This is a genomic window from Pseudomonas sp. GW821-FHT09C09, from assembly GCF_059418105.1.
In genome coordinates this window covers 647,468-664,414 of sequence record NZ_JBWKPF010000004.1, presented here as the reverse complement: position 1 = coordinate 664,414, position 16,947 = coordinate 647,468, and the positions used below count along the sequence as shown (strand labels likewise).

The following is a 16,947-nucleotide window of genomic DNA, read 5'->3' as shown; positions in this document are numbered from 1 at the left end:
TCAGATCAACCCGGTCTCTTCATCATCAATCAACTGGCTCAGCCCGCCCAACGCCTCCCGGGCCTGGGTACGGTCCATCAACTTGGCCTGGGCCGCCGGCGGCAGGTCGGTGACGCGGATCACGCCTTTCTGGGTCAGGACCTGAATCAGGTCGTCGAGTACCCGAATCATCTCCAAGTCGCTCTGCTTGAGCTGCTTGAGGCTGTTTTCCACGGCCGCGTTGGCAAACCAGGCCTGGATTTCATGGTGGTCGGCGGGCAGCGTTTCCGTGGCCTCGGCCCAGGCCGCAGCTTCCACGCGAACCAACTGACCCTGTGCATCGCGTTGCACGTAAAACATTGAGCATCCCTCGGAAATGGACCGGCGTCATGCTGTCAGCAGCATAGCCAACTGCACGGGAGTATGCGGTGCGGCGACGCAATCGTCACCGGGAAGAAAGACGCAAACGTGACGGCCGCCCCATTGGGGCGGCCGTTTTGTTCACGCATCAGCTGTTGTTGTGGTCGACCTTGATGGTCGGATCGCTGCCGGCAATCAGGTTGTGAATGTTGGCAGTGGACCAGTTGTTGCCTTCCAGCTTGATCGTCACGTCCGGTGTCGCGGCAGCCGCATCGGCGGAGTTGAACTTGCCCGCCGAGCTGACTTGCAGCGACGACACGCCGTCGACCGTGGTGATCTTGAGGAAGTTGTCGATGGTGCTGCCGGACTCGCCCTGCAGCAGGTCGCGCAGGTCGATGCGGTCACCTTCGCTGGCGTTGAAGTCCTTGATCACATCGTTGCCGGTGTCGCCTGCTTTCCAGACGAAGGTGTCGGCACCGGAACCGCCGATCAGGATGTCGTTGCCCGGGCCGCCGATCAGCGTGTCGTTGCCGGAGCCGCCGAGCAGGATGTCATTGCCCTTGCCGCCGTCGAGCACGTCATTGCCGCCGCCGCCGAACAGGATGTCATTGCCTGCGCCACCCAGCAGCGTGTCGTTGCCGTCATGGGCACCGGACACATCGAACGCCTGATAGTGCTCGGTGATGTACTGGTGCACGTTGCTGGTGGTGACTTTGCTGACATCGACGCCGGTCTGCTGCGCGACGAACGCCTGCATCGCCTGGTAACCCTCGCCGGCAATGCCGTTGAAGCTCACCAGATCGCCGAACAGGATGTCGTTGCCGTCGCCGCCGTTGACCGTGTCGTTGCCCGGCATTGTCGCTTCGGTGTGGCCGATGATCGAGTTGGCCAGGTCCTTCGGATCGATGTTGGTCTGCGGGTTGTGATCGGTGTCGTACGGTTTCAGGTCGTTGAGGCTGACACCGCTGTTGATCCCGATGGCTTCCACATTGGACAGGTTGCCCAGCAGCGCGAAGGCGCTGTTGGCGTTGTCGGTGGTGGCCTGGCTGGTGCTGCTGCCGGAGCCTGCCAGGCTCGACAGCTCGTAGGTGCCGTCGCCCTGGGCGTGGATGGTGCCCACGTTGCTCCAGTTCCAGCTGCCGTTCTTGTACGTCTGCAGCACCACGGCACCCGCCGTGCTGATGGTCAGGTAGTGCGTGCTGTCGATGTAGGTGCTGAAGCTGTCGCCCAGCTTGTAATTGCTGGTCTTCACCACGTCGTCGAGCTTCACGTTGCCGTACAGCGTCGGGTTGGTCTGCTCGCCGCTCTGGTAGTAGGTCGGCTGGCCGTCGGTGATGAAGTACGTAAGGTTCTTCGCCCCGGTGTTGGCAACGGCTTCAGTGCTCTGGAAGAAGTTGGCCGTAGCCTTGAACACGTCTTCGTAGTTGGTGCCGCCGCCGGAGGTCATCGAGTCCAGCACTGCCTTGAGCTTGGTCAGCGCATTCGGGTCGTTGAGGTTCACCGACACCGACTTGTTGACCTGGGTATCGAAGTCCACCAGGAAGATGTTCACCGTACCCGAGTTGTTGCCCATGCTCTGCTTGAGGGTGTTGAACACCGACGTCAGCGAGTCTTTGGCGGCGTTGATCGACGAGGTGCTCATGCTGCCCGAGCTGTCGACCATGAACGCGATGTTGTAGTTGGTGCCCGGCACCACGGTCAGGCCGCCGATGTCGGCGACGATGATGTCGTTGCCATCGGTGCCGGTGACGGTGTCGTCAGCCGAAGTGGCGACAATCGAGTTGTAGACCGCTGGCACCACGGAGACCGGAATGGTCGCGGTGGTGCTGGCCGAGCCGCCCAGAGCCTCGGTGGAGGTCGAGGTCACGGTCAGGTTGAACTGGCCGTTGTAGTAGGCCGGCGGGGTCACGGTCAGGCTGCCGAGGTTCCAGCCGGTGACGTTGGCGTCGCCGCTGGTGGCGGTCACGGTGAAGCTGTGGCCCGCGCCGTCGCTGAGCACCGAACCGACCGGTGCGCCGCTGATCTTGATGCTCAGGGTTTCCGAGCCGTCGGTGTCGGTCAGCGCGGTGCTGATCGACGACAGTTTCACGGTGGTGCCTTCAGCGCCGGTGTTGAGCTTGTAGCCGTCGTAATAGCCTTCGCCGTTGGTGCCGTGCAGATCGGAGACGGTCACACCGGAGTTCACCAGGTCCTGTACGCCGGTGTAGATCGGCACGCCGGCACTGCTCAGGTCGATCGGCGTACCGCCGTTGACCGACAGGTTGACGTCGTAGCTGCCCGGGCCGCTCTGGTTGTGGTGGTAGATCTCCACGGTGTAGTAACCGCTGGTGGTCGGGGTGAACGAACCGTTGAGGTTGCCGCCCGCACCCCAGGTCGTGGAGGCCACGTTCTTGCCACCGATGTTCACCAGCAGGCTGTCATCGCCGGTGCCGGTGAAGGTGTAGGTCTTGCCGGCTTCGAGGTAGATCAGGCCGGACGTCTTCGACGCGGTGCCGGCGGCTACGCTGCCGTCGGACTGCACGTTGGTCACGGTGCCGCTGGTGTTCGGTTTGCCTGCGCCGTCGATCACGTTTTTCAGGGTGGTCGAGTTGGCGCCGCTGCCGTCGGTGCCCAGGCCCGACAGGCCGGTCCAGACGTCCTTGACCAGCCCGGTGGACTTCACGCTGTTGTCGGCCACCGACAGGGTCGGCGCATCCGCCACCGGCGTGATGTCGATCTTGATCGTGCCGGTGTTGCCCAGCAGTTGACCGTCGGTTGGCTGGAACTTGATCTGCGCGTAGTCAGCCTGGTTGTTGCCCAGGCCGGCGCCGCCATAACCGTTCACACCCGATTCGTTGGCATCCGGCAGGAAGCGCAGCTTGCCGGCGTCGATGTCGGCCTTGCTGAAGGTCTGGTTGGTGGCGACATCTTTCCAGGTCGAACCGTCCAGGTACTGCAGTTTGCCTTCGCCCGGCAGCTGGGTGATTTTCACGCCCAGGCTCGAGGCCGGGCTGTCCACGTCGGTGACGCCGAAGGTCGACCAGCCGAGGATCAGCGGGGTGTCTTCGGTGCCGGTGACGTTGACCGGTGCTGCGACCGGCGCGTCGTTGACGGCCACCACGTTGACCGTGGTGGTGGCGACGTTGGAGTAGTTGCCGCCATCGGTCACCGTCACAGTGATGATGCGCGGCACGGTGCTCGGGTCTTCACTGCTGTTGGTGAAGGTGATGTTCTTGATCGCCTGCATGTAGTCGGCGAGCGTCGCGTTGCCCGACAGGGTCAGTGTGATCGAGCCATCCTTGCTGTTGGCATTGATGGTGATGCCGTTGACGCTGTTGCCCAGGTTCAGCGAGTCGCCCGGCTGACGGTTGGTCAGCACGATGGTGGCGCCGGTCAGCATGGTGCTGTCCGGGTCGGTGATGCTGATGTCGGTGTCGGCGATCGACACGCCCGCGCCCGGGGTGTTCTCGGTGAAGGTCACCTTGTAGTCGGCCCCAGTGGCGCCGCTGGAGTTGTTGGCGTCGAGGTCGAGGACCGGTGGCGCATCGTTGTCGATGATCGAGGTGCTGACGCTGCCGTTGGTGCTGCTGACCGCCAGGTTCTCGAAGTTGCCGCCGGTGGCCGAGTCGATCTTGACCACGAAGTTCTCGGTGCCTTCGGTGATCTTGTCGTCGATGGTCGCAACGTTGAATTGCGCGCTGCTGGCGCCTGCCGGGATCTTCACGGTGTACACGCCGGTGAAGTCCGAACCGTCGGCGGCGGTGCCGCTGTAGACGATTTTCAGGGTCACTTCGGTTTGCGCCGGGTGGGTCAGGCTCACGGTATAGGTCGCGGTCTGGCCTTCGGTCACCGAGGTGCTGCCGGTAATGCTGACGGTGGTGGTGTCGATGGTGTCGGTGACGTTGGTCACCGCTGGCGTGTTGCTGGTCACCAGGTTTTCGAAGTTGCCACCGGTGGCGTTGGTGATGGTTGCCTGCACGGTGCCGGCGTCTTTGTAGACGTCGTCGGCCGGTGCCGGAACGGTCACGGTGCCAGTGGTTTTGCCGGCCTCGATGGTGATCACCGAGCCGTTGCTCAGGGTCACGGTCACCGGGGTGCCTGCCGCGTTGGTCAGGGTCGCGGTGTAGGTGATCGAGCCACCTTCGGCCACGGTACCGGTCGCAGTCAGCGACAGGTTGGTGGTGTCGATGGTGTCAGTCACGGTGGTGCTGACCGGCGTCTTGTCGGCCACGAGGTTTTCGTAGTTGCCGCCGCTTACGTTGGTGATCGAGTTGGTCAACGGAGCATGACCATTCAACACGTCGTTCGGTGCCGTCGTGGTGACGGTACCGGTGGTCTTGCCGATGTCGATGGTGATGGTCTGGCCGTTGGACAGGGTCACGGTCACTGGCGAGCCGGTCACTGGAGCACCGACAGTCGCGGTGTAGACAACATTGCCGCCCTCGGCCGCTGTTGCGGTCGCCGTCAGCTTCACGGTGGTGGTGTCGATGGTGTCAGTGACGTTGGTCACGGCTGGTGTGTTGCTGGTCACCAGGTTTTCGAAGTTGCCACCGGTAGCCGACTTGATCGTGGCCTGAACGGTGCCGGCGTCTTTGTAAACGTCATCGGCTGGCGCCGGAACGGTCACGGTGCCGGTGGTTTTGCCGGCCTCGATGGTGATCACGGCGCCGTTGCTCAGAGTCACGGTCACTGGAGTGCCCGCAGCGTTGGTCAACGTTGCGGTGTAGACGATCGAACCGCCTTCGGCCACGGTGCCGGTCGCGGTCAGCGACAGGTTGGTGGTGTCGATGGTGTCGGTGACGGTGGTGCTGACCGGCGTCTTGTCCGCTACGAGGTTTTCGTAGTTGCCGCCGCTGACATTGGTGATGGCGTTGGTCAACGGCGCGTGTCCGTTGAGCGCATCGTTCGGCGCGGTGGTGGTCACGGTGCCGGTGGTCTTGCCCACTTCGATGGTGATGGTCTGGCCGTTGGACAGCGTCACGGTCACTGGCGAACCGGTCACCGGCGCGCCGACAGTCGCGGTGTAGACGACGTTGCCGCCCTCGGCCGCTGTTGCGGTCGCGGTCAGCTTCACGGTGGTGGTGTCGATGGTGTCGGTGACGTTGGTCACGGCTGGTGTGTTGCTGGTCACCAGGTTTTCGAAGTTGCCACCGGTGGCGTTGGTGATGGTTGCCTGAACAGTACCGGCATCCTTGTAGACGTCGTCGGCTGGAGCCGGAACAGTCACGGTGCCGGTGGTTTTACCAGCGTCGATGGTGATCACGGCGCCGTTGCTCAGGGTCACGGTTACCGGAGTGCCCGCAGCGTTGGTCAATGTGGCGGTGTAGATGATCGAACCACCCTCGGCGACCGAATTGGTGGCGCTCAAGGACAGGTTGGTGGTGTCGATGGTGTCGGTGACGGTGGTGCTGACCGGAGTCTTGTCCGCTACGAGGTTCTCGTAGTTGCCGCCGCTTACACCGGTGATTGCGTTAGTCAGTGGCGCATGACCATTCAACACGTCGTTCGGTGCCGTCGTGGTGACGGTGCCGGTGGTCTTGCCGACTTCGATAGTGATGGTCTGGCCGTTGGACAGGGTCACGGTCACTGGCGAACCGGTCACCGGTGCGCCGACAGTTGCGGTGTAGACCACGTTGCCGCCCTCGGCCGCTGTTGCGGTCGCGGTCAGCTTCACGGTGGTGGTGTCGATGGTGTCGGTGACGCTGGTCACCGCTGGCGTGGTGTTGGTCACCAGGTTTTCGAAGTTGCCACCGGTGGCCGACTTGATCGTGGCCTGTACGTTGCCGGCGTCTTTGTAGACGTCATCGGCCGGTGCCGGAACGGTCACGGTGCCGGTGGTTTTACCCGCGTCGATGGTAATGACAGCACCGTTCGACAAGGTCACGGTGACTGGCGAGCCAGCGGCGTTGGTCAGGGTTGCGGTGTAGGTGATCTGGCCACCTTCGGCCACGGTGCCGGTCGCGGTCAGCGACAGGTTGGTGGTGTCGATGGTGTCGGTGACGGTGGTCGAAACCGGTGTTTTGTCGGCGACCAGATTTTCGTAGTTGCCACCGGAAACGTTGGTGATGGCGTTGGTCAACGGCGCGTGACCGGTCAGCACATCGTTTGGCGCCGTGGTAGTTACGGTGCCGGTGGTCTTGCCGACTTCGATGGTGATTTGCTGACCGTTCGACAGGGTCACGACAACCGGCGAGCCGGTAACTGGTGCACCCACGGTAGCGGTGTAGGTGACGGTGCCACCTTCGGCAGCGGTTTCGGTCGCGGTCAGTTTGACCGTGGTGGTGTCGATGGTATCGGTGACGTTGGTCACGGCTGGTGTGTTGCTGGTCACCAGGTTTTCGAAGTTGCCGCCGGTGGCGGATTTGATCGTGGCCTGAACGGTGCCGGCGTCCTTGTAGACGTCATCGGCTGGCGCAGGAACGGTTACGGTGCCGGTGGTTTTGCCCGCTTCGATGGTGATCACGGCGCCGTTGCTCAGCGTTACGGTCACAGGAGTGCCCGCTGCGTTGGTCAGGGTCGCGGTGTAGGTGATCTGGCCACCTTCAGCCACGGTGCCGGTCGCGGTCAGCGACAGGTTGGTGGTATCGATGGTGTCGGTCACGGTAGTGCTGACCGGGGTTTTGTCGGCGACCAGATTTTCGTAGTTGCCACCGCTCACGTTGGTGATCGCGTTGGTCAGCGGAGCATGACCGGTCAGCGCATCGTTCGGTGCGGTGGTGGTCACGGTGCCGGTGGTTTTGCCCACTTCGATGGTGATGGTCTGGCCGTTCGACAGGGTCACGGTCACTGGCGAGCCGGTGACAGGTGCGCCCACGGTCGCGGTGTAAGTAACGGTGCCGCCTTCAGCCGCCGACTCGGTCGCGGTGAGTTTGACCGTGGTGGTGTCGATGGTATCGGTGACCTGGGTTACCGCAGGAACCGTGCTGGTCACCAGATTTTCGAAGTTGCCACCCGTGGCGGACTTGATCGTCGCTTCCACGGTGCCGGCGTCCTTGTAGACGTCATCGGCCGGTGCCGGAACCGTCACGGTGCCAGTGGTTTTACCGGCCTCGATGGTGATCACGGCGCCGTTGCTCAAGGTCACGGTCACCGGAGTGCCCGCAGCGTTGGTCAGTGTGGCGGTGTAAATGATCGAACCGCCCTCGGCGACCGAATTGGTGGCGCTCAAGGACAGGTTGGTGGTGTCGATGGTGTCGGTGACGGTGGTCGAAACCGGGGTCTTGTCGGCCACCAGATTTTCGTAATTACCGCCGGTTACGCCAGTGATTGCGTTGGTCAGCGGCGCGTGGCCGGTCAACGCATCGTTCGGTGCGGTGGTGGTCACGGTGCCGGTGGTCTTGCCGACTTCGATGGTGATCTGCTGACCATTGGCCAGGGTCACGGTCACAGGCGAACCGGTGACGGGTGCACCTACAGTCGCGGTGTAAGTAACGGTGCCGCCTTCAGCGGCGATTTCGGAAGCAGTGAGCTTCACGGTCGTCGTGTCGATGGTGTCGGTGACTTCCGTTACGGCCGGAACGGTGCTCGGAACGAGGTTCTCGAAGTTGCCACCGGTTGCATCCTTGATGGTGACTTCGACTTTGCCGGCATCTTTGTAGACGTCATCGGCCGGAGCCGGAACGGTCACGGTGCCGGTGGTTTTACCCGCTTCGATGGTGATGACGGCGCCGTTGCTCAACGTCACGGTTACCGGGGTGCCGGCCGGATTGGTCAGGGTCGCGGTGTAGATGATCGAACCACCCTCGGCCACGGTGCCGGTCGCGGTCAGCGACAGGTTGGTGGTGTCGATGGTGTCGGTCACAGTGGTGCTGACCGGGGTCTTGTCGGCGACCAGATTCTCGTAGTTGCCGCCGCTCACGTTGGTGATCGCGTTGGTCAGCGGCGCGTGGCCGTTCAGCACATCGTTCGGTGCCGTGGTGGTCACGGTGCCGGTGGTTTTGCCCACTTCAATGGTGATTTGCTGACCGTTGGACAGGGTCACGGTCACTGGCGAGCCAGTCACCGGCGCGCCCACGGTCGCGGTGTAAGTAACGGTGCCACCTTCGGCGGCGGTTTCGGAAGCGGTCAGCTTCACGGTCGTCGTGTCGATGGTGTCGGTGACTTCGGTGACGGCCGGAACGGTGCTAGGCACCAGGTTCTCGAGGTTGCCACCGGTTGCATCCTTGATGGTGACTTCGACTTTGCCGGCATCCTTGTAGACGTCATCGGCCGGGGCCGGAACGGTCACGGTGCCGGTGGTTTTACCCGCTTCGATGGTGATGACGGCGCCGTTGGACAAGGTCACGGTCACCGGCGTGCCCGCCGGGTTGGTCAGGGTCGCGGTGTAGACGATCGAACCACCTTCGGCCACGGTCCCGGTCGCGGTCAGCGACAGATTGGTGGTGTCGATGGTGTCGGTGACGGTGGTGCTGACCGGCGTCTTGTCCGCTACGAGGTTCTCGTAGTTGCCGCCGCTGACGTCGGTAATCGCGTTGGTCAGCGGTGCATGGCCGTTCAACGCATCGTTAGGAGCGGTGGTGGTCACGGTGCCGGTGGTCTTGCCGACTTCGATGGTGATTTGCTGACCGTTGGACAGAGTCACGGTCACTGGGGAACCGGTCACCGGTGCGCCAACCGTCGCGGTGTAAGTAACGGTGCCGCCTTCAGCCGCCGACTCGGTCGCAGTCAGTTTGACCGTGGTGGTATCGATGGTGTCAGTTACCTGAGTCACCGCCGGAACGGTGCTCGGCACCAGGTTCTCGAAGTTGCCGCCAGTGGCCGTCGAAATGGTGGCTTCGACTTTGCCCGCGTCCTTGTAGACGTCGTCCGCCGGGGCCGCAACGGTCACGGTGCCGGTAGTTTTACCAGCCTCGATGGTGATCACCGCGCCGTTGGACAAGGTCACGGTCACCGGAGTACCCGCCGGGTTGGTCAGGGTCGCGGTGTAGACGATCGAACCACCCTCGGCCACGGAGCCAGTGGCGCTCAGGGTCAGGTTGGTGGTGTCGACGGTGTCGGTCACAGTGGTGCTGACCGGAGTTTTGTCAGCCACCAGATTCTCGTAGTTGCCACCGGTCACGCCGGTGATCGAGTTGGTCAGCGGTTCGTGACCATTGAGTGCATCGTTCGGCGCGGTGGTGGTCACGGTGCCGGTGGTTTTACCGACCTCGATGGTGATTTGCTGACCATTGGCCAGGGTCACGGTAACTGGCGAACCTGTTACCGGAGCACCAACAGTCGCGGTGTAGGTGACGGTGCCACCTTCAGCAGCGGTTTCGGTCGCGGTGAGTTTCACCGTGGTGGTGTCGATGGTATCGGTGACGTTGGTCACGGCCGGAACGGTGCTCGGCACCAGGTTCTCGAAACCGCCGCCGGTGACGGTCGAAATGGTCGCTTCGACTTTGCCGGCATCCTTGTAAACGTCATCGGCTGGCGCCGGAACGGTCACGGTCCCCGTAGTCTTGCCGGCTTCGATGGTGATCACCGCGCCGTTCGACAGGGTCACGGTCACCGGGGTGCCGGCCGGGTTGGTCAGGGTCGCGGTGTAGACAATCGAACCACCCTCGGCCACCGAGTCGGTAGCGGTCAGGTTGAGGTTGGTGGTGTCGACCGTGTCCGAAACCGAGGTGTTGGCCGGTTTGCTGTCGACCGCCAGGTTTTCGTAGTTGCCGCCGGTGGCCTTGTCGATGGTCACGCTCAGCGAGCTGCCGCCCGCCAATGGGCTGTTCGGCGCGACGAAGTTCACGGTGCCGGTGGTTTCGCCCACGGCGATGGTGATGGTCTGGCCGTTGGACAGGATCACCACGACCGGCGAGCCGGTCACTGGCGCGGTCACGGTCGCGGTGTAGACCACGGTTTCGCCTTCGGCGACGTTGGCGGTAGCGGTCAGCGACACGGTGGACGTGTCGATGGTGTCGTGAACGGTGGTGACCGCCGGGGCAGTGCTGGTGACCAGGTTTTCAAAGTTGCCGCCGGTGGCGCCCTTGATGGTCGTTTCCACGGTGCCGGCGTCCTTGTAGACGTCGTCGGCTGGCGCAGGAACGGTCACGGTGCCGGTTGTTTTGCCGGCCTCGATGGTGATCACGGCGCCGTTGCTCAGGGTCACGGTCACCGGAGTACCGGCGGCGTTGGTCAGGGTCGCGGTGTAGGTGATCTGGCCACCTTCGTTGACTTCCGGCGTCGCGCTCAGCGTCAGATTGGTGGTGTCGACGGTGTCGGTCACGGTGGTGCTGACGGGGGTCTTGTCGGCGACCAGATTTTCGTAGTTTCCGCCGCTCACGCCGGTGATCGAGTTGGTCAGCGGTTCGTGACCGTTGAGTGCGTCGTTCGGTGCAGCGGTGGTCACGGTGCCGGTGGTCTTGCCGACTTCGATGGTGATCGACTGACCGTTGGCCAGGGTCACGGTCACCGGCGAACCGGTTACCGGAGCGCCAATAGTCGCGGTGTAGGTGACGGTGCCGCCTTCAGCCGCCGACTCGGTCGCGGTCAGTTTGACCGTGGTGGTGTCGATGGTGTCAGTCACTTCAGTGACGGCTGGAACGGTGCTCGGCACCAGGTTCTCGAAGTTGCCGCCGGACGCGTCCTTGATCGTGACTTCGACCTTGCCGGCGTCTTTGTAGACGTCATCGGCCGGTGCAGGAACAGTCACGGTGCCAGTGGTTTTGCCCGCTTCGATGGTAATGACCGAGCCATTGCTCAACGTCACGGTTACCGGCGTGCCCGCAGGGTTGGTCAGAGTCGCGGTGTAAACGATCGAGCCGCCTTCGGCCACGGTGCCGGTCGCAGTCAGCGACAGGTTGGTGGTGTCGATGGTGTCGGTAACGGTGGTGCTGACCGGCGTCTTATCCGCTACGAGGTTCTCGTAGTTGCCGCCGCTGACGTCGGTAATCGAGTTGGTCAACGGTGCATGGCCGTTCAACGCATCGTTCGGTGCGGTGGTGGTCACGGTGCCGGTGGTCTTGCCGACTTCGATGGTGATCGACTGACCGTTGGACAGGGTTACGGTGACTGGCGAGCCGGTCACAGGTGCGCCCACAGTCGCGGTGTAGGTGACGGTGCCACCTTCAACTGCGGATTCGGTCGCGGTCAGTTTGACCGTAGTGGTGTCGATGGTATCGGTAACCTGGGTCACCGCCGGAACGGTGCTTGGCACCAGGTTCTCGAAGTTGCCGCCAGTGGCCGTCGAAATGGTCGCTTCGACTTTGCCCGCGTCCTTGTAAACGTCATCGGCCGGAGCCGGAACGCTTACGGTGCCGGTGGTCTTACCGGCTTCGATGGTTATCACCGCGCCGTTCGACAGGGTCACGGTCACCGGGGTGCCGGCCGGATTGGTCAGGGTGGCGGTATAAACGATCGAACCACCCTCGGCCACGGAGCCAGTGGCGCTCAGGGTCAGGTTGGTGGTGTCGACGGTGTCGGTCACGGAGGTCGAAACCGGAGTTTTGTCAGCCACGAGGTTCTCGTAGTTGCCGCCGCTCACGTCAGTGATCGAATTGGTCAGAGGTTCGTGACCGTTCAGCGCATCGTTCGGTGCGGTGGTGGTGACGGTGCCAGTGGTTTTACCCACTTCGATGGTGATCTGCTGACCATTGGCCAGGGTCACGGTCACCGGCGAGTCGGTCACCGGCGCGCCAACGGTAGCGGTATAAGTGACAGTGCCACCTTCTGCTGCCGACTCGGTCGCAGTCAGTTTGACCGTGGTGGTGTCGATGGTGTCGGTGACTTCGGTAACCGCTGGAACAGTGCTTGGCACCAGATTCTCGAAGTTGCCGCCGGACGCATCCTTGATGGTCACTTCGACTTTGCCAGCGTCCTTGTAGACGTCATCGGCCCGAGCCGGAACGGTCACGGTGCCTGTGGTTTTACCGGCCTCGATGGTGATGACGGAGCCGTTGCTCAACGTCACGGTCACCGGGGTGCCGGCAGGGTTGGTCAGGGTAGCGGTGTAAACAATCGAACCGCCCTCGGCCACGGTACCGGTCGCAGTCAGCGACAGATTGGTAGTGTCGACGGTATCGGTCACGGTGGTGCTGACCGGCGTTTTATCGGCAACGAGGTTCTCGTAGTTGCCGCCGCTCACGTCGGTGATCGAGTTGCTCAACGGTTCATGACCGTTCAACGCATCGTTCGGTGCGGTGGTGGTCACGGTGCCGGTGGTCTTGCCGACTTCGATGGTGATGGTCTGGCCGTTGGCTAAAGTGACAGTCACTGGCGAACCGGTCACAGGCGCACTGACCGTCGCGGTGTAGGTGACAGTTCCGCCCTCGGCCACCGATGTATCGGCGCTCAGCTTCACAGTCGAGGTATCGATGGTGTCAGTCACTTCAGTGACTGCCGGGACTGTGCTCGGCACCAGGGCCTCGAAGTTGCCGCCAGAGGCGTCCTTGATGGTGACTTCGACTTTGCCGGCGTCTTTGTAGACGTCATCGGCAGGAGCCGGGACGGTCACGGTACCGGTGGTTTTGCCCGCTTCGATGGTGATGACCGAGCCATTGCTCAAGGTCACGGTCACCGGCGTGCCGGCCGGGTTGGTCAGTGTCGCGGTGTAGACGATCGAGCCGCCTTCGGCCACGGAGCCAGTGGCGCTCAGGGTCAGGTTGGTGGTGTCGACGGTATCGGTCACGGTGGTGCTGACCGGCGTCTTGTCCGCTACGAGATTTTCGTAGTTACCGCCAGTGACGCCAGTGATCGAGTTGGTCAGCGGTTCGTGACCGTTCAACGCGTCGTTCGGCGCAGTGGTGGTGACGGTGCCGGTGGTTTTACCGACTTCGATGGTGATCTGCTGACCATTGGCCAAGGTCACGGTCACGGGCGAGCCGGTCACTGGCGCGCCAACAGTCGCGGTATAAGTGACAGTGCCACCTTCTGCTGCCGACTCGGTCGCAGTCAGTTTGACGGTGGTGGTGTCGATGGTATCGGTAACTTCGGTGACGGCTGGAACGGTGCTTGGCACCAGATTCTCGAAGTTGCCGCCGGATGCGTCCTTGATCGTGACTTCAACCTTGCCGGCGTCCTTGTAGACGTCATCGGCAGGAGCCGGGACGGTCACGGTACCGGTGGTTTTGCCCGCTTCGATGGTGATGACCGAGCCATTGCTCAAGGTCACGGTCACCGGCGTGCCGGCCGGGTTGGTCAGTGTCGCGGTGTAGACGATCGAGCCGCCTTCGGCCACGGAGCCAGTGGCGCTCAGGGTCAGGTTGGTGGTGTCGACGGTGTCGGTCACGGTGGTGCTGACCGGCGTCTTGTCGGCCACGAGGTTTTCGTAGTTGCCGCCGCTCACGTCAGTGATCGAGTTGGTCAGTGGTTCGTGACCATTCAACGCGTCGTTCGGCGCTGTGGTGGTGACGGTGCCAGTGGTCTTGCCCACTTCGATGGTGATCTGCTGACCATTGGCCAGGGTCACGGTCACTGGCGAGCCGGTCACAGGTGCGCCGACGGTAGCGGTGTAGGTGACAGTGCCACCTTCAGCTGCGGATTCGGTCGCGGTCAGTTTGACCGTGGTGGTGTCGATGGTGTCAGTCACTTCAGTGACGGCCGGAACAGTGCTTGGCACCAGGTTCTCGAAGTTGCCGCCAGCGGTATTGGTGATAGTGACTTCAACCTTGCCGGCGTCTTTGTAGACGTCATCGGCAGGAGCCGGAACAGTCACGGTACCAGTGGTTTTGCCAGCCTCGATGGTGATGACCGAGCCGTTGCTCAAGGTCACGGTCACCGGAGTGCCCGCCGGGTTGGTCAGCGTGGCGGTGTAGACGATCGAGCCGCCTTCAACCACGGAGCCGGTCGCACTCAGCGTCAGATTGGTGGTGTCGACGGTGTCGGTGACCGTGGTCGAAACCGGAGTCTTGTCGGCCACGAGGTTTTCGTAATTGCCGCCGCTCACGTCAGTGATCGAGTTGGTCAGCGGCGCGTGGCCATTGAGCACATCGTTCGGTGCGGTGGTGGTCACGCTGCCGGTGGTCTTGCCGACTTCGATGGTGATGGTCTGACCGTTGGCCAGCGTCACGGTGACCGGCGAGCCGGTCACCGGTGCGCCAACGGTGGCGGTGTAAGTGACGGTGCCGCCTTCAGCGACCGAGGTGTCAGCGGTCAGTTTCACGGTCGAAGTGTCGATGGTATCGGTCACTTCGGTAACCGCCGGGACAGTGCTCGGAACGAGGTTCTCGAAATTGCCGCCGGACGCATCCTTGATGGTGACTTCGACTTTGCCGGCGTCCTTGTAGACGTCATCGGCAGGGGCCGGAACGGTCACGGTGCCAGTGGTCTTGCCGGCTTCGATGGTGATCACCGCGCCATTGGACAGGGTCACGGTGACTGGCGAGCCGGCGGCATTGGTCAGGGTCGCGGTGTAGACGATCGAACCGCCCTCGGCCACGGAGCCAGTGGCGCTCAGGGTCAGGTTGGTGGTGTCGACGGTATCGGTGACCGTGGTCGAAACCGGGGTTTTATCGGCTACGAGGTTTTCGTAGTTGCCGCCGCTCACGCCAGTGATCGAGTTGGTCAGGGGCGGATTGCCGGTCAGCGCGTCATTCGGCGCGGTTGTGGTCACGGTGCCGGTGGTCTTGCCGACTTCGATGGTGATCTGCTGACCGTTGGCCAGGGTCACGGTCACAGGCGAACCGGTCACCGGCGCGCCAACGGTGGCGGTGTAGGTAACAGTGCCACCTTCGGCTGCGGTTTCGGTCGCGGTGAGTTTCACCGTGGTGGTGTCGATGGTGTCAGTGACTTCGGTCACGGCCGGAACGGTGCTCGGCACCAGGTTCTCAAAGTTGCCGCCGGTGGTGCCGGTAATGCTGACTTCGACTTTGCCGGCATCCTTGTAGACGTCATCGGCCGGTGCCGGAACGGTCACGGTGCCGGTGGTCTTGCCCGCTTCAATGGTGATGACGGAGCCGTTGCTCAACGTCACGGTCACCGGCGTGCCGGCCGGGTTGGTCAGGGTCGCGGTGTAAACGATCGAGCCGCCTTCGGCCACGGAACCGGTCGCGGACAGCGACAGATTGGTGGTGTCGATGGAATCGGTGACGGTGGTGGTCGCCGGCGTGGTGTTCGGCACCAGATTCTCGAAGTTGCCGCCGGTCGCACCGGTAATGGTGGTGCTGACGGTGCCGCCGTTGTTGTAGACGTCATTCGGTGCGGTCGGCACGTTGACGCTGCCGCTGGTCTTGCCTGCTTCGATGGTGATGGTCGAGCCGTTCGACAGGGTGACGGTCACCGGCGTCTGCGCCGGGTTGGTCAACGTCGCGGTGTAGGTGATCTGGCCGCCTTCAACCACGGTGCCGGTCGCGGTCAGGGTCAGGTTGGTAGTGTCGACCGAATCGACGATATTGGTGACGGCTGGCGTCGGGTTCGGCACCAGATTCTCGAAGTTGCCGCCCGTGGCACCGGTGATGGTGGTGGTGACGGTGCTGCCGTTGTTATAGACGTCATTCGGTGCTGTCGGAACGTTGACGGTGCCAGTGGTCTGGCCGGCGCCGATGGTGATGGTCGAGCCGTTCGACAGGGTGACGGTGACCGGCGTTTGCGCCGGGTTGGTCAGGGTCGCGGTGTAGGTGATCTGGCCACCTTCAGTGACGCTGCTGCCCGCCGTCAGGGTGACGGTGGTGGTGTCGATGGTGTCGGTGACCTGGGTCACGGCCGGGGGGGTCGGCACGGTGACGGTAATGCCGTTGCCGCCGGTGGTGCCGGTGACGGTCACGTTGATCTGGCTGGCGTCGTTGTAGACCGTGTCATTCGGGGCCAGCGGCACGTTGACGGTGCCGGTGGTGGAACCGGCCGGAATCACGATCACCGCGCCGTTGGACAGGGTGATGGTCAGGTCGGTCAGCGGCGCCTGGGTCAGGGTCGCGGTGTACACCAGCACGCCGCCGGCTTCGGTGATGGTCGGCGTGGCGCTGAGGCTCAGGGTCGAGTCGCGCAGGGCGTTGGCGGTGGTGTCGGTGGTCTGGCCGCCGGTGATGTTCTGTGCGGCCTGGCCGCCGGAGTTGATGCCTGCGGTCGGGAAGCCGATGGTCGGATCGACACGGCCAGCGGTCGCATCGAGCATCACGAAGCTGTGGCCGCCGCCGGCGGCACCACCAGTGCCTGCTGCAGTCGGGCCGGCTGCTGCGGCCTCAAGGGCGGTAGTCGGGTCGACACCGGCGGCAATGGCTTGCTGCAGCTCCTCAACGGACGGCGCGGCCTGCGCAGTGGCCTCGGCCAGGTCGGTGACGGAGTCCGGAGTGTCGGCGCTCCATTGAGTGTCACGACCCAGATCGAGGGTGCGGCCATCAGCCAGTTCCAGGGACACCGCGCCAGAGACGCCAGTATCGACCTGATCGCCGGCGAACAGACGGTCGCCTTCAACGAGTACGCGACGGACGCCCTCTGGGGACACCACGAAAACCTGACCGACAATGCTTTTGACGATGGCCACAACACTGCTCATTGAAGACTCTCCGGGTGTCACGTTCAGTTGACTTCCATAGACCTGATGGCTTTTCTGCGCCGATTCAGTCTGGACGTACTTTTAAAAAAATGTGAATCAAGTTTGACGCCGATCTTCGTCAATATTTTGGCTAGAATCTTTCGCTATTAACTTTATGCCAAACTATTGACCTTATGGATGCCATCCTAAACAATCGCCCCACTAATGTCACATTGATATTTACGCGG

General features: G+C 62.9%; 2 protein-coding genes. Both read right to left on the bottom strand.

The window, feature by feature from the left end; translation table 11 throughout:
- The gene (locus AC07NR_RS16460; RefSeq protein ID WP_085712603.1) at positions 1-339 is read right to left on the bottom strand and encodes a tryptophan synthase subunit beta; all 339 of its coding nucleotides are present in this window, start codon (positions 337-339) and stop codon (positions 1-3) included.
- A gap of 148 nt (positions 340-487) precedes the next feature.
- On the bottom strand, positions 488-16,720 hold the full coding sequence (locus AC07NR_RS16455) for an immunoglobulin-like domain-containing protein (RefSeq protein ID WP_495078965.1): 16,233 nt from the start codon (positions 16,718-16,720) through the stop codon (positions 488-490).
- Positions 16,721-16,947: the final 227 nt, after the last annotated feature.

Coding starts and splice junctions, on each gene's coding strand:
- AC07NR_RS16455 (WP_495078965.1), bottom strand. CDS start 16,720: ATGAGCAGTGTTGTGGCCATCGTCAAAAGCATTGTCGGTCAGGTTTTC.
- AC07NR_RS16460 (WP_085712603.1), bottom strand. CDS start 339: ATGTTTTACGTGCAACGCGATGCACAGGGTCAGTTGGTTCGCGTGGAA.